19 protein-coding genes are annotated in these 23,129 nt (G+C 75.3%); 10 read left to right on the top strand and 9 right to left on the bottom strand.

The window, feature by feature from the left end; genetic code table 11:
* Positions 1-17 precede the first annotated feature (17 nt).
* The 3 genes from nirD to IE219_RS04035 are packed head-to-tail and all read right to left on the bottom strand — an operon-like array spanning position 18 to position 4,041.
* Complete coding sequence (gene nirD / locus IE219_RS04045) at positions 18-347, bottom strand: nitrite reductase small subunit NirD (RefSeq protein WP_189975113.1); 330 nt, start codon at positions 345-347, stop codon at positions 18-20.
* The gene (gene nirB, locus IE219_RS04040) at positions 344-2,854 is read right to left on the bottom strand and encodes a nitrite reductase large subunit NirB (protein WP_189975112.1); all 2,511 of its coding nucleotides are present in this window, start codon (positions 2,852-2,854) and stop codon (positions 344-346) included. Before nirB ends, nirD begins: the two co-directional genes overlap by 4 nt.
* Positions 2,854-4,041: an NAD(P)/FAD-dependent oxidoreductase gene (locus IE219_RS04035; protein WP_189975111.1), complete on the bottom strand. Its 1,188-nt coding sequence runs from the start codon at positions 4,039-4,041 to the stop codon at positions 2,854-2,856. The genes nirB and IE219_RS04035 overlap by 1 nt, the downstream gene beginning before the upstream one ends.
* A 405-nt stretch (positions 4,042-4,446) precedes the next feature.
* Here IE219_RS04035 and IE219_RS04030 point away from each other — a divergent pair, with 405 nt between their 5' ends.
* The 3 genes from IE219_RS04030 to IE219_RS04020 are packed head-to-tail and all read left to right on the top strand — an operon-like array spanning position 4,447 to position 7,145.
* Positions 4,447-6,096, top strand: a complete 1,650-nt coding sequence (locus IE219_RS04030; RefSeq protein ID WP_229849578.1) for a ferredoxin reductase family protein — start codon at positions 4,447-4,449, stop codon at positions 6,094-6,096.
* Positions 6,089-6,310: a hypothetical protein gene (locus IE219_RS04025; RefSeq protein WP_189975110.1), complete on the top strand. Its 222-nt coding sequence runs from the start codon at positions 6,089-6,091 to the stop codon at positions 6,308-6,310. The genes IE219_RS04030 and IE219_RS04025 overlap by 8 nt, the downstream gene beginning before the upstream one ends.
* Before the next feature lie 49 nt (positions 6,311-6,359).
* Positions 6,360-7,145 carry a sulfite exporter TauE/SafE family protein gene (locus IE219_RS04020; RefSeq protein ID WP_189975109.1) on the top strand — a complete coding sequence of 262 codons (786 nt, stop codon included), beginning with the start codon at positions 6,360-6,362 and terminating at the stop codon, positions 7,143-7,145.
* A 22-nt stretch (positions 7,146-7,167) separates the two neighbouring features.
* On the opposite strand, the gene IE219_RS04015 is transcribed toward IE219_RS04020, so the two are convergent.
* The 3 genes from IE219_RS04015 to IE219_RS04005 all read right to left on the bottom strand — a co-directional run bounded on the left by IE219_RS04015 (position 7,168) and on the right by IE219_RS04005 (position 10,697).
* Positions 7,168-7,788: a class F sortase gene (locus IE219_RS04015; RefSeq protein WP_189975108.1), complete on the bottom strand. Its 621-nt coding sequence runs from the start codon at positions 7,786-7,788 to the stop codon at positions 7,168-7,170.
* A gap of 89 nt (positions 7,789-7,877) precedes the next feature.
* Positions 7,878-8,420 carry a GVDTG sorting domain-containing protein gene (locus IE219_RS04010; protein ID WP_189975107.1) on the bottom strand — a complete coding sequence of 181 codons (543 nt, stop codon included), beginning with the start codon at positions 8,418-8,420 and terminating at the stop codon, positions 7,878-7,880.
* Between the two features lie 240 nt (positions 8,421-8,660).
* Positions 8,661-10,697: a GtrA family protein gene (locus IE219_RS04005; RefSeq protein ID WP_189975106.1), complete on the bottom strand. Its 2,037-nt coding sequence runs from the start codon at positions 10,695-10,697 to the stop codon at positions 8,661-8,663.
* A gap of 144 nt (positions 10,698-10,841) precedes the next feature.
* Here IE219_RS04005 and IE219_RS04000 point away from each other — a divergent pair, with 144 nt between their 5' ends.
* The gene (locus IE219_RS04000) at positions 10,842-11,816 is read left to right on the top strand and encodes a glycosyltransferase family 2 protein (protein WP_189975105.1); all 975 of its coding nucleotides are present in this window, start codon (positions 10,842-10,844) and stop codon (positions 11,814-11,816) included.
* Between the two features lie 151 nt (positions 11,817-11,967).
* Complete coding sequence (locus IE219_RS03995; protein ID WP_189975104.1) at positions 11,968-12,558, top strand: NADPH-dependent FMN reductase; 591 nt, start codon at positions 11,968-11,970, stop codon at positions 12,556-12,558.
* Between the two features lie 299 nt (positions 12,559-12,857).
* Here the strand turns inward: IE219_RS03995 and IE219_RS03990 are convergent, their stop codons facing one another.
* The 3 genes from IE219_RS03990 to IE219_RS03980 form a co-directional block, all read right to left on the bottom strand.
* Positions 12,858-14,939: a molybdopterin oxidoreductase family protein gene (locus tag IE219_RS03990; protein WP_189975103.1), complete on the bottom strand. Its 2,082-nt coding sequence runs from the start codon at positions 14,937-14,939 to the stop codon at positions 12,858-12,860.
* Between the two features lie 72 nt (positions 14,940-15,011).
* Positions 15,012-15,698 carry a SanA/YdcF family protein gene (locus tag IE219_RS03985; RefSeq protein WP_189975102.1) on the bottom strand — a complete coding sequence of 229 codons (687 nt, stop codon included), beginning with the start codon at positions 15,696-15,698 and terminating at the stop codon, positions 15,012-15,014.
* Between the two features lie 32 nt (positions 15,699-15,730).
* Positions 15,731-16,465, bottom strand: coding sequence for an aquaporin (locus tag IE219_RS03980; RefSeq protein ID WP_189975101.1), 735 nt, complete (start codon positions 16,463-16,465; stop codon positions 15,731-15,733).
* Positions 16,466-16,540: 75 nt separating this feature from the next.
* On the opposite strand from IE219_RS03980, the gene IE219_RS03975 reads away from it, so the two are divergent.
* The 5 genes from IE219_RS03975 to dnaG all read left to right on the top strand — a co-directional run bounded on the left by IE219_RS03975 (position 16,541) and on the right by dnaG (position 23,040).
* A complete protein-coding gene (locus IE219_RS03975) occupies positions 16,541-17,320 on the top strand; it encodes a hypothetical protein (protein WP_308434008.1) in 780 nt (259 codons plus the stop codon).
* Between the two features lie 184 nt (positions 17,321-17,504).
* Positions 17,505-18,320 (top strand): sirohydrochlorin chelatase, encoded by an 816-nt coding sequence (locus IE219_RS03970; RefSeq protein WP_189975100.1) that lies wholly within the window; start codon positions 17,505-17,507, stop codon positions 18,318-18,320.
* Between the two features lie 35 nt (positions 18,321-18,355).
* The gene (locus tag IE219_RS03965; RefSeq protein WP_189975099.1) at positions 18,356-19,729 is read left to right on the top strand and encodes a deoxyguanosinetriphosphate triphosphohydrolase; all 1,374 of its coding nucleotides are present in this window, start codon (positions 18,356-18,358) and stop codon (positions 19,727-19,729) included.
* 150 nt (positions 19,730-19,879) lie between these two features.
* Complete coding sequence (locus IE219_RS03960; RefSeq protein WP_189975098.1) at positions 19,880-21,139, top strand: NAD(P)/FAD-dependent oxidoreductase; 1,260 nt, start codon at positions 19,880-19,882, stop codon at positions 21,137-21,139.
* A 17-nt stretch (positions 21,140-21,156) separates the two neighbouring features.
* Complete coding sequence (dnaG, locus tag IE219_RS03955; RefSeq protein ID WP_189975097.1) at positions 21,157-23,040, top strand: DNA primase; 1,884 nt, start codon at positions 21,157-21,159, stop codon at positions 23,038-23,040.
* The last annotated feature ends 89 nt before the right edge of the window (positions 23,041-23,129 follow it).

The following is a 23,129-nucleotide window of genomic DNA, read 5'->3' as shown; positions in this document are numbered from 1 at the left end:
CCGCCGCCGCCCGCGCGTCACCTGGCGCGGATCTCGTACACCGCCACCACCACCGCCTCGTCGTCCAGGCACCGCCCCGTCGCCAGGTCGAAGCGCTGCTTCAGCAGCGGCGAGGCCACGAAGGGCCGCCCGCCCGCCGAGCCGACCAGCCCCCGGGACAGCACCTGCGCGCCCGTGAACGGGTCGCGGTTGTCGATCGCGTACGCCCGCCCCGCCCGGTCCCGGAAGACCGCCGCCTGCCGTCCGTCCGGCAGCAGCGCCGCCAGCCCCCGGCCCGGGGTCAGCCGGGCCTCCTCGCAGACCGCCGTCCAGGAGCCGGGCGCCGTGGAGAGTTCCAGTACCGTCATCGGGAAGTGACCCCTTCCAGGGTGAGAAAGGCCAGGTCGGGCTTGATCTGGTCGCGCTCCGGCACGAAGCGGACGGTCGGGTCCGGGGTCTCCGGGGCGTTCACGAAGGAGACGAAGCGCCGCAGCCGCTCCGGGTCGTCCAGGGTCTCGGCCCACTCGTCCCGGTAGCCGGCGACGTGCGCCGCCATCAGCGACTCCAGCTCCGCCGCCAGGCCGAGCGAGTCGTCCACGACCACCTCCCTCAGGTGGTCGAGCCCGCCCTCCAGGCGCTCCAGCCACACCGACGTCCGCTCAAGGCGCTCCGCCGTCCGGATGTAGAACATCAGGAACCGGTCGATCAGCCGCACCAGTTCGGCGTCCGACAGGTCCTGGGCGAGCAGGTCCGCGTGGCGCGGGGAGGCGCCGCCGTTCCCGCCCACGTACAGGTTCCAGCCGCCCGCCGTCGCGATCACGCCGAAGTCCTTCGAGCGGGCCTCGGCGCACTCGCGGGCGCAGCCGGAGACCGCCGACTTCAGCTTGTGCGGGGCGCGCAGCCCCCGGTAGCGCAGCTCCAGCCGGATCGCCATCCGCACCGAGTCCTGCACCCCGTACCGGCACCAGGTCTGCCCCACGCAGGACTTCACCGTGCGCAGCGCCTTGCCGTAGGCGTGCCCGGACTCGAAGCCGGCGTCGACCAGCCGGGTCCAGATCGAGGGGAGCTGGTCCACCCGGGCGCCGAAGAGGTCGATCCGCTGACCGCCGGTGATCTTCGTGTAGAGCCCGAAGTCGCGGGCCACCTCGCCGATCACGATCAGCTTCTCCGGAGTGATCTCGCCGCCGGGGACACGAGGCACCACCGAATAGGAGCCGTTGCGCTGGAGGTTGGCGAGGTGGTGGTCGTTGGTGTCCTGGAGCGCCGCCTGTTCGCCGTCCAGGATGTAGCCGTTGCCCAGCGAGGCCAGGATCGAGCCCACCGCCGGCTTGCACACCTCGCAGCCCTCGCCGCCCTTCGCCGCCTCCCGGCCGTGCGAGTCGAGCAGCGCCGCGAAGGACGTCGTCCGCAGGGTGCGGGCGATCTCGTACAACTCGCTGCGGGTGTACGGGAAGCAGCCGCAGAGCCCCTGCTCGGCGGGGCTCGGCAGCAGCTGCTCGATCACCTTCACGCAGCCGCCGCAGCCGGTGCCCGCCTTGGTGCACCGCTTCACCTCGGCCAGCGTGGAGCACTGCCCGATCGCGTGCTTGGTCACGTTGTGGCAGGAGCAGACGACGGCGTCGTCCGGCAGCGCGGCCGGGCCGAGCGCCGCCGGCGCGCCCGCCCCCGCCGGCAGCACCAGCCGCTCCGGCGGGACCGGCGGCCTGGAGCCGGTCATCGGGCGCAGCAGCCCGTACGCCTCGGCGTCGCCGACCAGCACCCCGCCGAGCAGCCGGCCCTCGGCGTCCACCACCAGCTTCTTGTACACGCCCGCCCGGGAGTCGGCGTACACGACGTCGAGGCAGCCCTCGGCGGTGCCGTGCGCGTCGCCGAAGGAGGCCACGTCCACCCCGAGCAGCTTCAGCTTGGTCGACAGGTCCGCGCCGGTGAAGCCGCCGTCCGCCTCCCCGGCCAGCACCGCCGCCACCGTCCGCGCCATCTCGTACCCCGGCGCCACCAGGCCGTACACCCGCCCGTCGGCCGCGAGCGCGCACTCGCCGATCGCGAAGACCGCCGGGTCGGAGGTCCGGCAGTGCGCGTCGACGGCGATGCCGCCGCGCTCCCCGACCGCCAGCCCGCACTCCCGCGCCAGCTGGTCCCGGGGCCGTACGCCCGCCGAGAACACCACCATGTCCACGGCGAGTTCGGAGCCGTCCGACAGGCGCATGCCCGTCACCGCCCCGCCGTCCGCCACGACCTCCTGGGTGCCCGTGCCGGTGTGCACGGTCAGCCCCATCCGCTCGATCGTCCGCAGCAGCGCCGCGCCGCCGCCCTCGTCCACCTGCACCGGCATCAGCCGGGGCGCGAACTCCACCACGTGCGTCGCCAGACCGAGGCCCTTCAGCGCGCCCGCCGCCTCCAGGCCGAGCAGCCCGCCGCCGACCACCGCGCCGGTCGTCGCCCCCTTCGCGTACTCCTCGATCGCGAGCAGGTCCTCGATCGTCCGGTAGACGAAGCAGCCGGCCGCGTCCCGGCCGGGCACCGGCGGCACGAAGGGGTACGAGCCGGTGGCCAGCACCAGGTGGTCGTAGGCGACGGTCCGGCCCGACCCGGTGACCACCGTCCGCGCCGCCCGGTCGACCGCCACGACCGGGTCCCCGGTGCGCAGCTCGATGCCGTGCCGCTCCAGGAAGCCGTCCCCGACCACCGACAGCTCCTCCGGGGTCCGCCCGGAGAAGTACGAGGTCAGCTGGACGCGGTCGTACGCCGGACGGGGCTCCTCGCCGAGCACCACGATCCGGGCCCGCCCGGTCACGCCCCGCTCGGCGAGCGCCTCCAGGAACCGCTGGCCGACCATGCCGTGGCCGACCAGGACGATGGTGGGAGTGGGGTTCATCAGGAGCCTCCGTCATGGGTGAGCAGGTGCAGCAGGGGGGCCTCGGGAAGGGCCTCGTCGCCCTCCCAGGCACGGGCGAGCGCGCCGACCGCGGCCAGGTCGCCGAGGAGGACGCCCCCGACGAGCCGGTCGCCGCGGACGACGACCTTGCGGTACGCGCCCCGGGTCGCGTCGGTCAGCCGGACCACGTCGTCGCCCGGTCGCGGGACGGCCTCCCCGAAGGCGGCCAGGTCCAGCGGCCGGGCCCCGCCGAGGGTGAGCCGGGTCAGGGCGCGGGTGCCGGTGTAGCGGGCCCCGGCCGTCCCGGAGAGCACGTCCGCGAGGACGTCGGCCTGTTCCAGCGCCGGGCCCGCCAGGCCGTAGACCCGGCCGGCGTGCTCGGCGCAGTCCCCGATCGCGTGGACGTACGGGTCCGAGGTCCGCAGCTCGTCGTCGACGACGATCCCGGTCCGCACGTCGAGCCCCGCCGCGCGGGCCAGCGCGACCCGGGGCCGCACCCCGCACGCCAGGACCACGACCCGCGCCTCCAGGACGAAGCCGTCGGCCAGTTCGACCGCCGACACCGCCCCGTCCCGCCGCCGCAGCCCGCTCACCCGGCACTCGGTGTGCGTCTCCACGCCCAGCCCGTCCAGGTGCTCCCGCAGCAGCGCCGAGGCGGCCGGGTCGAGCTGGCGCTCCATCAGGCCCTCGCCCTGCTGGGCGAGGACGACCTCCGCGCCCAGCGCGGCCAGCGCCCGCGCCGCCGACACCCCGAGCAGCCCGCCGCCGACGACGACCGCCCGCGTCCCGGGCCGGACGGCCGTCCGCAGCGCCAGGCAGTCGTCGAGGGTGCGGAAGGCGTGCACGCCCGCCGGGAGTTCCGGCCCGCGCAGACCGCGCAGCGGCGGCAGCACCGGATTGGCGCCGGTGGCCAGGACCAGCCGGTCGTAGTCCACGGACGAACCGTCCGCGCACTCCACCCGCCGGGCCGCCCGGTCGATCCGCACCACCCGGGTCCCGCGCCGCACCGGGCCGTCCGGCGCGGGCAGGGCGATCACCTCGGGGGCGTACCGCCCGGCGAGCACATCGGCGAGCAGCACCCTGTTGTACGGGGCGCGCGCCTCCTCCCCGAGGACGGTGACCGGCAGCCGCTGGGCGAGGCGGAGGCCCGCCGTGCCGCCTCCGACCACCACGATCCGTGTACGCATGCCAGGAAGCGTGCGGGGCGGGTGTTTCCCGGCGGCATCCCGCCTGTTACCCGCGGGGAACGCTGACCTCCGCCGGGGAGGGGACGGGATGTGAGGGGGCACCGGAGCCGCCCGGAGCCGCCCGGAGCGGCCCGAGGCGGCCCGAGGCGGCCCGGGGCGGCCCGGCGCGGCCCGGAGCGGGGTGGGGACGGACGGGCGGTCGGGTCCGGCGGGCGGTCGGGGCACGGACAGGCGGGCGGGCGGGGCGGGTCGCGGACGGACGGGCTGCCCGTGGCGGCGTGCGGGCGGGCCCCGGGGCCTTCGGGGTTAAGGCGTGATCAGGCTTGCCTCAAGCGCGCCTTAAGGATCGTGGTGGCGGGCCCGCGGCCGGGACTCGCGCGGCCGGGCCGTCCTAGGGTGCCGAAGGTGACCACCGAGGCTCGCCCCCATCCCCTCTACAGCCCCGTCTCCGTTCCGCTCGCCGCCGCGCGGAACGTTCCCTCCGCACCCGTCCCGCCCCTCATATCCCCGGCGGGGGAGCCGCTGGAGGAACCGGTGCACGACACCCCGGTCCAGGGCACTCCGGTGTACGACGCCCCGCCCCCGGGCGGCCGGGCGGCCGGGCGGCGGGCCGGGCACGACGCCGGACTGCGCGCCGCCCGGCGGGCCGGTCACCCCGGGACCCGGACCCGCCCCGGCCGGGAACCCGGCCGCCGCCCCCGGCCCGCGTCCGCCTCCGCCGCGCGCCCCGCGTCCGCGCCGCGTCTCGCCCCCGGCCGCCTGGGGGACGGCATCATCGCCGGGGCCGGAGCCGTCGCCCTGCTGTGGGGCGTGCAGGCCCGCCCCTCCGCCCGCCTCGACGTCTTCTTCGCCACCGCCGCCCACCTCACCGGCCTCCTCGCCGGATACGGCGTCCTCGTCCTGCTCCTGCTGATGGCCCGGATCCCGGCCGTCGAGCACGGCGTCGGCGCGGACCGGCTGGCCCGCTGGCACTCCCGGGGCGGCCGCTACACCCTCGGCCTGATCGCCGCCCACACCGTCCTCGCCCTCTGCGGCTACGCCGTGCACAGCCGCACCGACCTCGTCACCGCCACCGGCGACCTCCTCGGCTACGGGGCGCTCGCCGCCGCCGTCGCCGGCACCGTCCTCTTCACCGCCGTCGGCATCACCTCCGCCCGCGCCGTCCGGGGCCGCATCCGCCACGAGACCTGGCACGCCGTCCACCTCGGCGCCCTGCTCGCCGCCGCCCTCGGCTTCGTCCACCAGCTCGCCGGGCCCGACATCGCGGGCGGCCTCCTCACTCGCTGGCTCTGGTCGATGGCCCACGCCACCGTCGCCGTCCTCCTCCTCTGGTACCGCTTCGCCGTCCCCGTCCGGGCCGCGCTCCGGCACGACCTGCGGGTCGTGGAGGTCCGCGACGAGGCCCCCGGCGTCGTCTCCGTCCTGATCCGGGGCCGGGGCGTGGCCCGGCTGCGCGCCGAATCCGGCCAGTTCTTCCGCTGGCGCTTCCTCCGCCGCGGCCTGTGGGCCACCGCCCTGCCCTTCTCGCTCTCCGCGCCGGTCCGGGACGACACCCTGCGGATCACCGTGAAGGCCATCGGCGACCACACCCGCCGGGTCCGCCGGCTCCGCCCCGGCACCCGCGTCCTCGCCTCCGGCCCGTACGGCGCCCTGACCGCGCACCGCCGCACCCGCCGCAAGGTGCTGCTGCTCGCCGGCGGCGTCGGCATCACCCCGCTGCGGGCCCTCTTCGAGACGCTGCCGGGCGGCCCCGGCGACCTGACCCTGCTCTACCGGGCCTCCGAGGAGGGCGGCCTGGTGCTCCGCGCCGAGCTGGAGGCCATCGCCCGGGAGCGGCAGGCCGCCCTGCACTACCTGCTGGGCCCCTCCGACGGCTCGTACGACCCGCTCGCCGCGCGCTCCCTGAAGGCGCTGGTGCCCGACCTCGCCGCCCACGACGTCTACCTGTGCGGCCCGCCCGCGATGGCCCGCGCCGCCACCGCCTCCCTCCTGCGGGCCGGAGTGCCGGCCGCCCGCGTCCACGCCGAGAACTTCGGGGAGCCCGCCCGTGCCTAGACCCGCCACCGCCGCCGCCCCCGTGCCGGCCTCCGCGCCCCGCCACCGGGCCCGCCCCCGGCAGCCCACCGAGGAGCGGCTGCGCCGCCGCCTCGCCGCCGTCCTCGTCGGCGCCGGAGCGCTCGCCGCGACCCTCCTGACCTCGGTGAACCCGGCGGCGCCGCCCGCCCCCGACCGGGATCCGGGGCATTCAAGCTCAGACCTTGCTCAATGATCGGGTGATCGATGGACGGGCCACACAAGCGGTCCCTAGGCTCGCTGCCATGCCCGACATAGCCCTGACCACCCTCGTCCTGCTCTGCCTGGCCGCGCTCGCCGCGGGCTGGATCGACGCCGTGGTCGGCGGCGGCGGGCTGCTGCTCCTGCCCGCGCTCCTGATCGGCGTGCCGCACGCCCCGAACGGCTACGTCCTCGGCACCAACAAGGCGGTCGCGATCGTCGGCACCACGGGCGCGGCCGTCACCTACGCCCGCCGGACCAGGGTGCCGGTGCGGACGGCGGTGCGGGTCGGGCTCGCGGCCCTCGCGGGCTCCTCGGCCGGCGCCCTCTTCGCCACGATGATCGACCAGGAGGTGCTGCGCCCGCTGATCATGGTGGTGCTCCTCGCGGTGGGGACCTTCGTCATCCTCAGGCCCGCCTTCGGGGCGCGGCCCGAGGGCGAGGAGCGGACCCGGCTCACCCGGGCCCGGATCGTCACGGCGATCGTGGTCGTCGGCGGCGGCATCGGCTTCTACGACGGCCTGTTCGGGCCCGGCACCGGCACCTTCCTGGTGCTCGCCCTGACGGCCGTCCTCCACCTGGACCTGGTGACGGCCTCCGCCACCGCCAAGGTCGTCAACGTCTGCACCAACGGCGGCGCGCTCGCCATGTTCGCCTACCAGGGCACCGTCTACTGGCAGCTGGCCGGTCTGATGGCCCTGTTCAACCTGGTGGGCGGGACGGTCGGGGCCCGGATGGCGCTGAGCAAGGGCTCGGGGTTCGTCCGGGGGGTGCTGCTCGCCGTGGTCTTCTCGATGGTCGCGAAGCTGGGCTGGGACCAGTGGGCGTGAGACGGACCGGGCCGCCGCCGTCTCAGCGCACCCCGATGAGGTGCCCGAAGGCGACCACGTTCCCCTGGTAGCCGCCCTTCTTCGCGGAGAAGCCGCCGCCGCAGGTGATCACCCGCAGCTCGGCCCGGTCGGTGGCGCCGTACACCTTCTTGTCGGGGAAGGCGTCGTTGTCGTAGACCTCGACCGCGTCCACGGTGAAGACGGCGGTCTTCCCGTCCTCGCGGTCGATCTCGATGCGGTGGCCCTTCTTGAGGGCGCCCAGGGTGTAGAAGACGGCCGGTCCGCCGGCGTTGTCGACGTGGCCCGCGACGATCGCGGTGCCCTCGGCGCCGGGGGTGACGCCGTCCGCGTACCAGCCGGCCAGGTTGCGGTCCTCGGCGGGCGGCACCTCCAGGGAGCCGTTGGGGGCCAGCCCGAGCCGGGTCATCGGGGCGTCCACGTCGGTCTCCGGGATGCGCAGCCGCACCGGCGGGGACGGCGGCAGCGGGTCGGCGGCGGCGTCGGTGTGGACGCTGGGCCCGGCGGCGAAGGCCTGGGCGGCGGAGGGGACGGGCGGGGTGACGTCCTCCGAGCCGTTCTGGACCAGCCAGATCCCGACGCAGGCGGCCACCGCGACGCCCCAGCCCTTGCTCCTGTTGCTCACGTCGATTCCTCATTCGGGGAGGGGAGAGGGCCCGCCCCCGTCCGGCCGCGCGCGGCGGCCGGACGGGGGCGGGACGGGCGGTGTGCCGCTCAGCCCTGGGCGCCGCTCGCCCGGCGCCGCAGGAGCCACACACCGCCGACGGCGGCCGCGGTCAGCACCGCCACGCCCGCCGTGACCTGGGTGGTGTCGGGGCCGACGCTGCCGCCGACGCCCGTCTTGACGTGCCCGCTGGGCTCCCGGTGCCTGACGGTCAGCTCGCCCCGGGCGGTCCGGCCGTTGTCGCAGGTCACCCCGATCCAGTGGACGCCGGGCTTGGCGTGCTCGGGCACGGTGAACTGCCCGACCACGACCTCCTTGTGGGTGCCGGGGTTGAGCTGGAACTCCCCGGCGCCCAGCGCGTTCGCGTCGCCGACGCCGTGCCCGTCCTTGCCGCAGGCCAGCGTGTTGACGGTGACGGTGGTGCCGGGGGAGGCGGTGGAGGGGTAGATCTCCAGCGGCTCGGGGTTGTTGTTCGCGTACGCGCCGGGGGCGGCGAACGCGCCGGGGGCGGCGAACGCGCCGGGGGCGGCGAACGCGCCGAGGGCGGCGAACGCCAGCGCGGTTCCGGTGAGCAGGCGGGCGGTGGGGCGCATGGTGGGGTCCTCCGGGGCGCGCGGTCGTTCGGTCTTCCGTAGGACCGAGGTAACGGCCGCGGCGCGCCCGGCGCCTGCTGATGCGGTGTCAGGATTACGCCGTCCGATACGGCGCGTCGACTGGAATCCGGACGTTCCCGCAGGCCGGAGCGGGTGCGAGGGCCCCGTACGACACTCCGTGCCGAACGGGTGAGGGGCGGGACCGCATGGTCCCGCCCCTCACCCGTGATGCCGTGCCGGTCAGCCGGTGACCGCGGCCTCCCGGGGCTGCGCCGGTCCGGCCGCGTCCGGGGTCCCGGCAGCCGGTCCGGCCGGCTCAGGGGTGGTCCCGGCGGCCTCGGCGGCCTCCTGCCGGGCCTCGCGGCGCCGGATCGCGTACCCGACGGCGACGAGCAGCAGGGCGACGGTGCCGGAGACGGCGGGCCAGTAGAGGTAGCGGTAGTTCGACTGCGGCGCGGTCGGGAAGTACGCCAGCATGTACAGGACGGTGCTGGCGCCGAGCAGGCGCAGCTCCCGGGTGTACGGGCCGGGCCAGCGGCGGCGCAGCAGGAGCACCAGCGCGACGGCGGTCCAGAACCAGCCCTGGTAGATCATCGACAGGTCGCGCAGCGCGCCCGTCACGTACGCCTGGAGGGTCTGCCGGAGCGTCTCGTTGTACGGGGCCTTCGCCACCGGCTCGGGGAGCGTCATGCCGGGGGAGAGGTAGTGCCCGCTCTGGAACTGCTGATTGCTCTGGAACATCAGCTTGGCGTAGACCCGGGTGCGGTACTCCAGGTACCCCTTCCAGTGCTTCGGCATCTGCTGCGTCCACATCCGGAACAGGACCTCGGAGTGCTCGCCCAGCTCCGTCGTGGTGGCCGCGGTCGGACGCTCGCGGGGGTAGCACATGAAGTACGCGTCGGAGGCGATCTTCCTGGTCTGGCAGCGGGTGGCCGCGGTGACCAGCCGGTCGCGGAAGTCGTCGGTGGCGCCCGCCTTCTCGGCGGCCCGGCCCACCTGGGCCGGGGTGAGGACGTGCAGCAGGTCGTCGAGCGGGAGCTGGGCGACCTGCTTGGTGGCGATCGGCTGGGTGATCGCGGAGACGCCGACGCTGCCGACGGCGGTGACCGCGACGAGCAGGCCGGAGGTGAGCAGCCAGCGGCGGCGGCCGGGGGACGGCCACACGGCCATGACCAGCAGGGCGAAGACCGGGATCACGGCCGGCAGGCCGTTCTTGCGGACCAGGACGCAGTACGCGAGCAGCAGCGCGCCCAGGCCGAAGAGGACCCAGCGGGTGCGGGTGCGGCCGGCCGGCAGTTCGCGGGCGGTGAGGGCGAGGGCCAGGACGGCGAGCATGGCGTAGGCCATGTGCACGTCCTTCCAGACCACGCCGGTGAAGTTCACGACGTGCGGGGCGAGGCCGACGGCGAGCATCGCGAGGGAGAGGCCGTGGCTGCGGGTGCGCAGCCAGACCACCCGGGCCAGCAGCCACAGGGCGCCCCACAGCACGGCCGCCTGGAGGGCCGCCATGGCGGAGAAGGAGCCGGTGGTCGCGATCAGGACGCGCCACAGGAGCGCCATGACCGGCGGGTGCCAGTCATTGACCGGCCAGTCGCCCAGCGCCTGGCGCAGCTGGTCGATGCTGTCGGTGGTGACGTAGCCGGGGTGGAAGACGGTGGCGACGCAGTAGCCGCAGAAGGCGGCGAGGACGGCCAGGCACCACGGCCAGAGGCGCCCGCTCCGCCATGCCTCGCGCAGCGGGGCGGTCGACCGGTCGGCGGTTCCGGGCACGGGCGTGGCGTCCTTTGCGGCAGCGGCCTCGGCGGATGCGTCGGCGGAGGTGAACACGAGGGTGCGGTAGGCGACGAACCGGAGCACGGTCGCGGCGGCCCAGCCGACCAGACGGGCGATGTTGTCGCTGAGCGGGGAACCGAGGCCCAGCACGGTGTGCGAGAGGTAGACGGGGATCGCCGTCACGACCATGCCCGCGAGATTGACCCCGATGAAGAGGGTGACCTCGCGCAGGTCGATCGGCCCGCGCCGGTCGCGGTAGGTCCAGTAGCGGTTTCCGACCCAGCTGACGACCATGGCCAGGAGGGTCGCCAGCGAGGAGGCCAGCACGGGCGAACCGCGCAGGGCCCCGTCACCGGAGGGGGTGAGGCCGAAGACCAGCAGGTTGAACCCGACGATCTCCACCACGAACGCGAGGGCGCCCACGATGCCGAAGGCCGCGACCTCCTGCCAGATGTTCCGCAGCCATGAGGGCAGACGTCGCCCCCATCCCGTCAACAGCGCCATGGGGCGCAACCTAAGCGGCTTAGACCTGGTTAGACAAATCGAGGTAATGTTTGGACGCCCCGGCGCGAGCAGCACGTCTGCCCCCGGGAAGGACGGGCGAGCCGCCCACCCCCAAGACCACTTCGAAGCCCTCAAGAGGACCCGATGCAACCGACGGTCGCGTGTGTCGTTCCGTGCTACAACGAGGAGGCCGCGATCGCTAAGGTCGTTCGCGACCTGCGCGCCTCGCTGCCCGAAGCCCTCATCTACGTCTACGACAACAACTCGACGGACAACACCGTCGCCGAGGCGCAGAAGGCCGGAGCGATCGTGCGGCACGAGCCGCGCAAGGGCAAGGGCAACGTCATACGGCGGGCCTTCGCCGACGTCGAGGCCGACGCGCTGCTGATCATCGACGGCGACGACACCTACGACGCCTCGCGCGCCCGCGAGATGGTCGACCTGCTCTTCGAGGGCCCGTACGACCAGGTCGTCGGCGCCCGCCGCGAGGTCGTGGAGACGGCCTACCGCGCCGGTCACGCCGTCGGCAACAAGATGCTCACCGGCGCTGTTCGATCGCTGTTCGGTAACGATGTCAGTGATATGCTCAGCGGTTACCGTGTGTTCTCGCGCCGCTACATCAAGTCGTTCCCGGCGCTCTCGCACGAGTTCGAGACCGAGACCGAGATGACGGTCCACGCGCTCAGCCTGCGCCTGCCCACCGCCGAGATGGAGGTGGACTTCAAGGACCGCCCGGCCGGCAGTGTGAGCAAGCTCCGCACCTACCGCGACGGCTGGCGCATCCTCAAGCTCATCCTCGGCCTCACCCGCCGCCAGCGCCCGTCGCTGTTCCACTCGGTGATCGCCGGCCTGCTGGCCCTGGTCTCGCTGGTCCTCGGCATCCCGGTCGTGGCGGACTTCATCCGCACCGGCGACGTGCCGCGCTTCCCCACCGCGATCCTGGCCGCCTCCATCATGATCATCGCGATGCTCGTGCTGATGGTGGGCTACATCCTGGAGTCGTTCATGCACATGCGGCAGGAGCAGGCCCGCCTGGCGCACCTGCGCTACCCGGCGCCCTCCCGCAGCGCGGACTCGGTCCAGGAGCTGATGCGGGACGCGGCCGGCCGCGACGCCTGACCGCACCCCGGCATCCCGGTATCGAGGCCGGTGGGCGGGACGGAGGACTCCTCCGTCCCGCCCACCGGCTTTTTCACGCCGGGGGTGTGCGCGCGGACGGCCGAAAGAAGCACTTGACCTCAAGCTAGGTCGAGGTCTCAGGATCATCGTCATGAACACGCCGCTGAAGCCCCTGAACCTCGTCCTCATCGTCGCCAGCGACCGGGAGGGCCGTTTCGCCCCCGTCGTCGCCGACTGGGTCCGCGCCCGCGTCGCCGAGCGCACCGACTTCGACCTCACCGTCCTCGACCTCGCCGACCTCACCCTCCCGACCTCGCTCTCCTACGACCCCGATCCGGCCGTCCGCGCCGCGCTCGCGGACGTCACACCGGTCCTGGAGGCCGCCGAGGCGTTCGTCGTCCTCACCCCCGAGTACAACCACTCCTTCCCGGCCTCCCTCAAGAACCTCATCGACCGGCACTACACCGAATGGCGCGCCAAGCCCCTCGGCTTCGTCTCCTACGGCGGCCTCTCCGGCGGCATCCGCGCCGTCGAGCAGCTCCGCCAGGTCTACGCCGAGACGCACACCGTCACCGTCCGCGACGGCGTCGCCTTCCCCTATGTGCACGGCCTCTTCGAGGAGGACGGCACCCTCAAGGACCCGACCGGGCCGGAGGAGGGCGCCAAGTCGATGCTCGACCAGCTCGCCTGGTGGGGCCACGCCCTCCGGGACGCCAAGGCCGTCCGCCCGTACGCCGCGTAGGCACGACCCGTACGACCCGCCAGGCCCCCGTACGCCCCGGACGGGCCCGCGCGATCTCCCGCGCGGGCCCGTCCGGGCGCCGTACCGGCGGCTACGGTGGGGAGGTGACCAGCAGCCCTGGAGTGGCTGGAAAACGAGGTCCGGCCCGTCTGAGGCTGCCATCCTGCCTCCACGGCACCCGCCCGGGAGGCAACCGACCCTCCGGGCACCCGCCCCCACGGCCGGCTCCTCCTCGGCCGCACCGCCACCGAGGAGGACGCCTCACCCCGGGAAGCCCCTCACCCGGGCGGGGACCGGGCTCAGGCGCGCTCCAGGCGGACCGCGCACACCTTGAACTCGGGCATCCGGGAGACCGGGTCCAGCGCCGGGTTCACCACCGTGTTCGCCCGTCCCTCCCCGGGCCAGTGGAAGGGCATGAAGACGGTGTCCGGGCGGATCGCGCCGGTGATCCGGGCCGGCGCCACCGCCCGCCCGCGCCGCGACACCACCGCGACCGGCTCGCCCTCCGCGACCCCGATCCGCGCGGCCAGCCGCGGATGCAGCTCCACGAACGGCCCCGGAGCCGCCGCGTTCAGCTCCGCCACCCGCCGGGTCTGCGCCCCCGACTGGTACTGCGCGACGACCCGGCCGGTGGTCAGCACCACCGGATAGGCGGCGTCGGGCTCCTCGGCCGCCGGACGGTGCGTCACCGGCACGAACCGGGCCCGCCCGTCGGCGGTCGCGAACCGGTCGAGGAACAGCCGGGGCGTGCCCGGATGGTCCTCGGCGGGACAGGGCCAGAACACGCCGTCCTCCGCCGCGATCCGCCGGTAGTCGATGCCCGCGTAGTCGGCGGGCCCGCCCGCGGAGGCCCGCCGCAGCTCCTCGAAGACCTCCTCCGGGTCGGTGGGGAAGCCCTTCTCCCAGCCGAGCCGCGCGGCCAGCCCGTGCAGCACCTCCAGATCGGTCCGCACCCCCGGCGGCGGGTCGAGGGCGCGCCGCCGCAGCAGCACCCTGCCCTCCAGGTTCGTCGTCGTGCCCGTCTCCTCCGCCCACTGCGTCACCGGCAGCACCACGTCGGCGAGGGCGGCGGTCTCGGAGAGGACCACGTCGGCGACGGCCAGGAAGTCCAGCGACCGCAGCCGCTCCTCGACGTGCGCGGCGTGCGGCGCGGAGACGACCGGGTTGGAGCCCATCAGGAGCAGCGCCCGCACCTCGCCGCCGAGCGCGTCGAGCAGCTCGTACGCGCTCCGCCCCGGCCCCGGCAGCGACTCCGGCGCCACCCCCCACACCCCGGCGACGTGGGCGCGGGCGGCGGGGTCGTCGAGCTTGCGGTAGCCGGGCAGCTGGTCGGCCTTCTGGCCGTGCTCGCGGCCGCCCTGCCCGTTGCCCTGCCCGGTGAGGCAGCCGTATCCGGACAGCGGCCGGCCCGCCCGGCCGGTGGCCAGGCAGAGGTTGATCCAGGCGCCCACGGTGTCGGTGCCCTTGGACTGCTGCTCGGGGCCGCGGGCGGTCAGCACCATGGAGCTGTCCGCGTCGCAGAACAGCGCGACCGCCTCCCGCAGGCGCGGCACCGGCACCCCGGTGATCCGCTCGACCTGCTCCGGCCAGTGGGCCATGACCGGGGCGCGGGCCGCCTCCCAGCCGGTGGTGCGCTCCGCGACGAACGCCTCGTCGACCCGGCCCTCGGCGACCACCAGGTGCAACAGGCCCAGGGCGAGCGCCAGATCGGTGCCGGGCCGGGGCGCCAGGTGCAGGTCGGCCAGCTCGGCGGTGCGGGTGCGGCGCGGGTCCACGACGATCAGCTTCCCGCCGTTCTCCCGGAGTTCGGTGAAGTGGCGCAGGGCCGGCGGCATGGTCTCGGCCGGATTGGAGCCGACCAGGATCACGCAGCCGGTGCGGGGGACGTCCTCCAGCGGGAACGGCAGCCCCCGGTCGAGGCCGAAGGCCCGCTGGTGGGCGGCGGCCGCCGAGGACATGCAGAAGCGGCCGTTGTAGTCGATCTGCGAGGTGGCCAGGACCAGCCGGGCGAATTTGCCGAGCGCGTACGCCTTCTCGTTGGTGAGCCCGCCGCCGCCGAAGACCCCCACCGCGTCCGGCCCGTGCCCGTCCCGGGTCCGCCGCAGCCCCCGCGCGACCGCGTCCAGCGCCTCCTCCCAGGAGGCGGGCGCCAGATCCCCGGTGGCGGGGTCGCGGACCAGCGGCCCGGTGAGCCGGACCCGGGAGGAGAGCACGGCGGGGGCGGTACGGCCCTTGCCGCACAAGGCGCCCCGGTTGACCGGGAAGGAGGCCCGCTCCACGACCTCGACGGGCGGCTGCGCGCCCCCGGTCGGGCGCAGGCCCATGCCGCACTGGAGGGCGCAGTAGGGGCAGTGGGTGGGGACGGCGGCGGTGTCGGACATGCCACGAGGGTGCGCCGGGCGTGTTACGCCGGGGCGCCCGCCGTATTACGGGGACGGTGCCAGGTGCCGGGATCAGCGCGGCGCGGTGGGTGAGGCGGCCGCCGCGAGGGCCTCGGTGACCCCCGGCTCGTGCGGGCCGAGGAAGCGCGGGGCGGGCCGGACGGCCGCGTCCAGGGCCGCCTTCCCGGCCGCGAACAGCTCCCGGGTGGTGCCGTAGTACCAGGTGGAGTCCTGCGGTTCGGCGACCCCGACCCCGTACGAGGCGACCCCGGCCCGCTCGCACAGCGCCACCGCCCGCTTGATGTGGAAGTCCTGGGTGACGAGGACGGCCCGGTCCACGCCGAAGACCTCCCGGGCCCGCACGCAGCTGTCCCAGGTGTCGAAGCCCGCGTAGTCGCTGACGACCTTCCCGTCCGGCACGCCCCGCTCCGCCAGGTAGGCGCGCATGGCGCCCGGCTCGTCGTACTCGGTGCGGCTGTTGTCGCCGGTGACCAGGAGGACCTTCACCTTCCCGGTGCGGTACAGCTCGGCGGCGGCGTCGAGCCGGTGCGCCAGGTACGGGGTGGGGCGGCCCTGCCACAGACCGGCCCCGAAGACGACGGCGACGTCCGCGGCGGGCACGTCGGCGGTGGTCCGCAGCTTCCCCGCGGCCGCCGCGTGCATCCACGTCGCCGGGGCGAGCGCCAGCACGGCGGCCGCCATCACGGCCTGGACGGTGCGGCGCCGGGCCCGGACGGTACGGGGGAGGCGGAGCTGCATCGCGGGGTCTCCAGGAGCTCGGGGACGGGCTGTCACCCGGTCCGACGCGCGGGGGCCGGTTCCGGTTCTGCCCCGGCGCGAACCGTGCCGTACAGCACACCCGCCAGCCCCGTGCCGAGCAGCAGGCCGAGGAACTGGGCGGCGGCGTAGGCCGGTACCGAGGCGGGGGCGATGCCGGTGAAGGAGTCGGTGAGGGAACGGCCCACGGTCGCCGCCGGGTTGGCGAAGGCGCCGGAGGAGGTGAACCAGATCGCCGCGCCGACGTACCCGGCGACCGCGACCGGCGCGAGCCCGGGACGGCCGACGCGCGCCGGTCCGCGCACGACGAGGACCAGACCGGCGGTGGCGACCGCCTCGCCGAGCAGCAGGTGCGGGGAGGCGGCCGGTCCGGCCGGCCAGGAGCCGCCGGGGGCCCGGCCGAACATCGCCTCGGCGAGCAGCGCGCCGCCGACGGCCCCGGCGAGCTGGGCGGCGAGGTAGGCGAGGACCTCGCGGCCCCCGTCCCCGCCCGGCTCCCGGCGGCGGTCCCACCACGCGGAGAGGGTGACGACCGGGTTGAGGTGGGCGCCGGAGACCGGCCCGAGCAGGGCGATGAGCAGGCCGAGGCCGATCGCGGAGGCGGCGGCGTTGCCGAGCAGCCGGACCCCGAGGTCCCCGCTGAGCAGGTCGGCGCGGATGCCGGAGCCGACGATCACGGCGACGAGGGCGGCGGTGCCGGTGAACTCGGCGGCGACGCGCCGGGGGAGCGGCGCGGGAGGCATTCTCATAATGGAAAAGATATTCCGTGATTCGGAAGGATAAAAGAGGGGAGGAGAGGGGTGCTCCTTCCGTACGATCCGCCGGTGACCGACGAAGAACTCCACCCCACCGAACCGCCGACTTCCGCACCGGGCACCTCCGCGCCGCCGACCGCCGACGGGCCCCCGGACGTCGGCGCGCTGCTGGCCGTCGCCGTGCGGAACAACGCCGTCTGGTGCGCGAGCATGTGCCGGGCCCACGGTCTCGCCACCGCCGAGGGCCCCCGGGCCTGGACCAGCCCCCGCCGCACCCCCCTCTACTACCCGGACGCCGTCTCCCTCACCGGCGACGCGACCGCCGCCGACGTCCTCGCGGGCATCGACCGGACCGCGCCCGGCGCCTCGGTGAAGGACGCGTACGCCCGCCTCGACCTCGCCCCCGAGGGCTTCCGCCCCCTCTTCGACGCCACCTGGATCGGCCGCCCGGCGGGCGCCCCCGCCGGGCCCGCCGCCGCCCCGGCCGTCCGCGCCGGCACCCCCGCCGACCTCGCCGCCTGGGCCCTCGCCTGGAGCGGCGGCGACGCGGCGGAGGCCGCCCTCTTCCGCCCGGACCTCCTCGACGACCCGTCCGTCACCGTCCTCGCCGTCCCGGGGCCCGGCGGGCGGATCCTCGGCGGCGCCGTCCTCTCCACCGGCGCCAGAGCCACCGGCGTCTCCAACCTCTTCGCCGCCGACGGCACGGAGCCCGGCGCCGTCTGGGCCGCCGTCCTCGCCGCCGCCGACCCCGCCCTCCCCGTCGTCGGCTACGAGTCCGGCGACGACCTCGCCGCCGCCCTCGCCGCCGGGCTGCGCCCCCTCGGCCCGCTCCGCGTCTGGCTCGCCTGACCCGGCGGCCGTGAGGGAGCCGAAACACCCGCGCGCGGTCCCGGCGGGCGGCCGTGACCGCCGCGCAACGGGCCGGCAACACGGCCCCGCCAGGATCGGCACACGGCGGAGCCGGTCCGGCCTCCGGCCCCGGCGGGTGCGTCCGTACGGCGCCCCGCCGGAGAAGTCCGGCCAGGAGGCCCCCATGCACCCGTCCCGTACCGCCGTCCCCCGCACGCCTACCGTCCCCGCCGGCCCCGCCGTTTCCGCCCCGCCCGGAGGGTCCGGGCCCGTGCTCCTCGCCGTCGGGCACGGCAGCCGGGACCCCCGGGCGCGGGCCGTCCTCGGGCGGCTGCTCGACCGCGTCCGGGCGCTGCGGCCCGGACTCGACGTCCGGCTCGCCCACATCGAGCTGAACGCCCCGCTCCTCGCCCCGGCGCTCGAAGCGCTCGCCGCCGAGGGCCGCGAGGCCGTCCTCGTCCCCCTCCTGCTCGCCCCCGGCCACCACACCGGCCACGACCTGCCCGCCGCGCTCGCCGCCGTGCCCGGTCTGCGGGCCCGCGCCGCCGGACCCCTCGGCCCGCATCCGCTGCTCGTCGAGGCCCTCGCCGGACGGCTGGCCGAGGCGGGCTGGACCCCCGCCGACGCCGCCTCCCGCACCACCGGCGTCGTCCTCGCCTCCGCCGGCTCCCGCGACCCCCGCTCCGCCGCCGTCCTGCGCCGCACCGCCGCCGCCCTCGGCGCCCGCCTCGGCGGCGACGGCGCCCCCGTCCCCGTCCTGCCCGCCGCCGTCCCCGACGTCCCCGGCGCCCTCGCCGCGCTCGCCGCCCGGGGCCGCCCCCGGGCCGCCCTCGCCTCCTGCTTCACCGCCCCCGGCCTCTTCGCCGCCCGCGCCGCCGCCCACGCCCCCTGGATCGCCGCCGCCCCGCTCGGCGCCCACCCGGACCTGGCCCGCCTCGTCCTGCACCGCTACGACCGCACCCGCACCACCCGCCCCGCGCGGGAACTCGCCGCCATCTGACCCCTTTTGTCGGCGCCGCCCGTTACCGTCGAGGCATGGCAGGCTACGACGGCACCAGCGAGACCCCGGGCTACGACCCGACCGCCACCGAGCGCTGGGCGGCCGAGCCCGACAAACGGCCCGGCCGCACCGCCTTCCAGCGCGACCGCGCCCGCGTGCTGCACTCCGCCGCCCTGCGCCGGCTCGCCGGGAAGACCCAAGTCGTCACCCCCGGCACCCTCCCCCAGGCGTTCGGCTTCGCCCCGGCGGGGGAGACCCCCGTCCACGCCTGGGACGCCAGCCCCCGCACCCGGCTCACCCACTCCCTGGAGTGCGCCCAGGTCGGCCGCGAGCTGGGCGCCGCCCTCGGCTGCGACCCCGACCTCGTCGAGACCGCCTGCCTCGCCCACGACATGGGCCACCCGCCCTTCGGGCACAACGGCGAGCAGGCGCTCAACGACGTCGCCAAGGACTGCGGCGGCTTCGAGGGCAACGCCCAGTCGCTCCGCCTCCTCACCCGCATCGAGCCCAAGCGCTTCGTCCCCGGCCCCGACGGCGCCCCCGTCAGCGTCGGACTCAACCTCACCCGCGCCGCCCTCGACGCCGCCACCAAGTACCCCTGGCCGCGCGGCGGCCACCCCACCGACCCCGCCTCGCCCAAGTTCGGCGTCTACGAGGACGACCTGCCCGTCTTCGAATGGGTCCGGCGCGGCGTCCCCGACGGCCGCACCTGCTTCGAGGCCCAGGTCATGGACTGGTCCGACGACGTCGCCTACTCCGTCCACGACGTCGAGGACGGCCTGCGCGCCGGCCACATCGACCCCGATCTGCTGTACGCCGGACCCGAGCGCGCCGACGTCTTCGCCGTCGCCATCGGCCGCTACGTCCCCGGGGACACCGACCCCGCCGAGCTCGCCGAGGCCCTCGACCGCCTCCTCGCCCAGGACTGGTGGCCGCACGGCTACGACGGCTCCGCCGTCGCCCAGGCCCGCCTCAAGGACGCCACCAGCCAGCTCATCGGCCGCTTCTGCCTCGCCGCCGAGGCCGCCACGAGGCAGGCGTGGGGGCCCCGCCCGGGCCGCTCGGGCTCCGGGGGAGGCTCCGGCCGCCTCACCCGCTACGGCGCCGAGCTCGTCGTCCCCCGCGAGACGCGCAACGAGTGCGCCGTCCTCAAGGCCGTCGCCGACCGGTACGTGATGCAGCGCGCCGAGCAGGAGGCGCTCCGCGCCGACCAGCGGATCATCGTCGCCGAACTCGCCGAGGCGCTCGTCGCCCGCGCCCCCGACGGGCTCGAACCGCAGTTCCGCGCCCTCTTCGCCGACGCGCCCGACGACCGTTCCCGCATGCGGGTGATCGTCGACCAGATCGCCTCCCTCACCGACGCCTCCGCCCGCACCCTCCACCACCGCCTGCGCCACCCCCGCCCCTGAGGGCCGCCCGCCCGGGACCCGGGGGCCGTTCGCCCCCTTCCGCCTTCCCGCACGGTGCGGGACCCTCGCATGCGCGTCCCGAGGCGGTGCGACCAGGGCCGGGCCCGGGGGCGTAGCGTAGAGAACCGGTCGCAACGAGGAGGAATCAACGTGGTCGACGCAGATCAGACCTTCGTCATCGTCGGCGGGGGCCTGGCCGGGGCCAAGGCGGCGGAGACGCTCCGCGCCGAGGGGTTCAGCGGACGGGTCATCCTCGTCTGCGACGAACGCGAGTACCCCTACGAGCGCCCCCCGCTCTCCAAGGGGTACCTCCTCGGCGAGAAGGACCGCACCGACGCCCTCGTCCACGACCCGGCCTGGTACGCGAGCCACGACATCGAGCTCCACCTCGGCCAGACCGTCACCGGCCTCGACCGCGACGCCCACACCGTCCGCCTCGGCGACGGCACCGTCCTGCGCTACGACAAGCTCCTCCTCGCCACCGGCTCCGAGCCGCGCCGCCTGGACGTCCCCGGCACCGGCCTCGCCGGCGTGCACCACCTGCGCCGCCTCTCCCACGCCGAGCGGCTCCGCCACGAGCTGAAGGCCCTCGGCCGGGACAACGGCCACCTGGTCATCGCCGGCGCCGGCTGGATCGGCCTGGAGGTCGCCGCCGCCGCCCGCACCTACGGCGCAGAGGTCACCGTCGTCGAGCCCGACCCCACCCCGCTCCACCGGGTCCTCGGCCCCGAACTGGGCCAGCTCTTCGCCGACCTGCACACCGCGCACGGCGTCCGCTTCCACTTCGGCGCCCGCATCCAGGAGTTCACCGGCCAGGACGGCATGGTCCTCGCGGTGCGCACCGACGACGGCGAGGAGCACCCCGCCCACGCCGTCCTCGTCGCCGTCGGCGCCGCCCCCCGCGCCGCCCTCGCCGAGAACGCCGGACTCGCCCTCGTCGACCGCGCCGACGGCGGCGGCATCGCCGTCGACGCCTCGCTGCGCACCTCCGACCCCGACATCTACGCCGCCGGCGACGTCGCCGCCGCCGAGCACCCCTTCCTGCACCACCGCATCCGCGTCGAGCACTGGTCCAACGCCCTCAACGGCGGGCCCGCCGCCGCCCGCGCCATGCTCGGCCGGGACGTCTCCTACGACCGGGTGCCGTACTTCTTCACCGACCAGTACGACCTGGGCATGGAGTACTCCGGCTGGGCGCCGCCCGGCTCGTACGACCAGGTCGTGGTGCGCGGCGACACCGGCAAGCGCGAGTTCATCGCCTTCTGGCTGAACGGCGGCCGGGTGATCGCCGGCATGAACGTGAACGTGTGGGACGTCACAGACCCCATCCAGAAGCTCATCCGCTCCCGCGCCACCGTGGACCCGGACGCCCTCTGCGACCCCTCCGTGGCCCTGGAGAGCCTCCTCTGACCACGTAGACTTCCCGCGTGGCAGGCAGGATCAACGATGACGACGTGAAGGCGGTCCGGGACGCGGTCCCGATCGACTCCGTGGTGTCCGAGTACCTCCAGCTCCGCAACGCCGGCGGCGGGAACCTCAAGGGGCTCTGCCCCTTCCACGACGAGAAGTCGCCCTCCTTCCAGGTCAGCCCGAGCAAGGGACTCTTCCACTGCTTCGGCTGCCAGGAGGGCGGCGACACCATCGCCTTCGTGATGAAGATCGACCACCTCTCCTTCTCGGAGACGGTCGAGCGCCTCGCCGCCAAGGCCGGCATCACCCTCCGCTACGAGGAGGGCGGCTACAACCCCGGCCACCAGCGCGGCGAGCGCATCCGCCTGATCGAGGCCCACAAGTTCGCCGCCGACTACTACGCCGGCCAACTCGACTCTCCCGAGGCCGAGATCGGCCGCAGGTTCCTCGCCGAGCGCGGCTTCGACCGGGCCGCCGCCGCCCACTTCGGCGTCGGCTACTCCCCGGCCGGCTGGGACCACCTCACCCGCTTCCTGCGCGGCAAGGGCTTCTCCGACAAGGAGCTGATCCTCTCCGGCCTCTCCCAGGACGGCCGGCGCGGCCCCATCGACCGTTTCCGGGGCCGCCTGATGTGGCCGATCCGGGACGTCGGCGGCGAGATCGTCGGCTTCGGCGCCCGCCGCCTGCGCGAGGACGACAACGGCCCCAAGTACCTCAACACCCCCGAGACGCCGGTCTACAAGAAGTCCCAGGTCCTCTACGGCATCGACCTCGCCAAGAAGGAGATCGCCAAGAGCAGCCGGGCCGTCGTCGTCGAGGGCTACACCGACGTCATGGCCTGCCACCTGGCCGGCGTCACCACCGCCATCGCCACCTGCGGCACCGCCTTCGGCGGCGACCACATCAAGATCCTGCGCCGGCTCCTGATGGACAACGGCTCGGCCCGCGTCATCTTCACCTTCGACGGCGACGCCGCCGGCCAGAAGGCCGCCCTGCGCGCCTTCGAGGACGACCAGAAGTTCGCCGCCGAGACGTACATCGCCATCGCCCCCGACGGCATGGACCCCTGCGAGCTGCGGCTCGCCAAGGGCGACGGGGCCGTCGCCGAACTGGCCGAGCCCCGCACCCCCCTCTTCGAGTTCGCCCTCCGCCAGATCGTCGACCGCTACGACCTCGACACCCCGGCGGGCCAGGCCGCCGCCCTGAACGAGGCCGCCCCGGTCGTCGCGAAGCTGAAGGACCCGTCCGTGCGCCAGCGGGTCGCGGTCAAGCTCGCGGGGCTGCTCGGCATCATGGAGGACCAGTTCGTCGTGCGGCGGGTCAGCCAGATCTCCCAGTGGCAGCGCGGCAAGGGGGACGCCCCGCGGCCCGTCCGGCAGCGCACCTACGACGACGTGCGGGCCCCCGAGGCCGTCGCCGGACCCGCGCTCAACCTGCGCAGCCCCGCCCACCGCACCGAGCGCGAACTCCTGAAGCTGGCGCTCCAGCAGCCCGAACTGGTCTCCCCCTTCTTCGACGCGTACGGGGTGGACGAGTTCACCGCACCGCCCTACGCCGCCGTCCGCCAGTGCATCCAGGACGCCGGCGGCGCCGACGGCGCCCCCGCCGACTACGTGGACGCCGTCCTCGAAGCCGCGCCCGACGACACGGTCCGCGCCCTCGTGCGGGAGCTCGTCGTCGAAGCGATCTTCGTGGCCAAGGGCGTGGACGAGGTCTACGCGGCCACGCAGCTCGTCGCGGTCCGGCTGCGCGCGGTGGACCGCCGCATCGACCAGCTCAACGCCGCGCTGAAGCGGCTGGGACACACCCACCCGGACCAGGTGACCGCCGCATCGCAGGAGCTGTACGTCCTCCAGCAGTACAAGGTGGCCCTCCAGTCGCACGGCGCCGCCGCCCTCTGACCCCGGCCGGGCCGCCCCGCCCGTCACCGGGCGGAACCAGAAAGTCACCGCACGCCCCTCGTGCGCCGATGTGTCGTACCCCACACTGG

Source organism: Streptomyces termitum, from assembly GCF_014650175.1.
GTDB lineage: Bacteria > Actinomycetota > Actinomycetes > Streptomycetales > Streptomycetaceae > Streptomyces > Streptomyces termitum.
The sequence above is the reverse complement of the archived record's forward strand: the minus strand, read 5'-3'. Positions and strand labels throughout refer to the sequence as shown.